An 811-nucleotide genomic window follows, 5' to 3' on the forward strand; every position below is an offset into this window, starting at 1 on the left:
CGATGCCTGAAGGTTTTGAGTTGATGGCCTCAACTGAATCTTGCCCTATTGCTGGTATGTACTGTGCAGAGAAGAATTTCTTTGGTATCCAGTTCCACCCTGAAGTAACGCATACCCTGCAGGGTGAGCGTATTTTAAGTCACTTTGTAAAAGATATTTGTGGTTGTGAATCACTTTGGACGCCAGCAAAGATTATTGAAGATCAGATTGAACGAGTTCGTGCCCAAGTGGGTGATAAGAAGGTCTTGCTAGGTCTATCTGGAGGTGTTGATTCTTCAGTGGTTGCGGCGCTATTGCATAAAGCCATTGGTGATCAGTTAACCTGTGTTTTTGTCGATAACGGCTTGTTACGTAAGAACGAAGGCGACATGGTGATGGAGATGTTCGCCGAAAACATGGGCGTCAAAGTCATTCGTGCTGATGCTGAAGACTTATTCTTGGGTAAGTTAGAAGGTGTTTCTGATCCCGAGAAAAAGCGAAAAATCATTGGTAATACCTTTATTGAAGTCTTCGATGAAGAAGCAACCAAGATTCAAGACGTTGACTTCTTGGCCCAGGGTACTATTTACCCGGATGTCATCGAATCTGCTGCAGCGAAAACGGGTAAGGCGCATGTTATTAAGTCTCACCACAACGTAGGTGGCTTACCAGACGATATGAAGATGGACTTAGTTGAACCTTTACGCGAGCTATTCAAAGACGAAGTTCGTAAGATGGGCTTAGAGCTAGGTCTGCCTTACGACATGGTGTATCGCCACCCCTTCCCAGGGCCTGGCCTAGTTGTTCGTATTTTGGGGGAAGTGAAGAAAGA

The 811-nt window shown here is 45.1% G+C and carries 1 protein-coding gene; it reads left to right on the forward strand.

Annotated features, from left to right (window positions below):
- The coding region (gene guaA, locus A3729_RS01370; RefSeq protein WP_156497569.1) for a glutamine-hydrolyzing GMP synthase at positions 1-811 on the forward strand (811 nt) is incomplete at both ends.

It is taken from the genome of Oleiphilus sp. HI0043 (assembly GCF_001634935.1).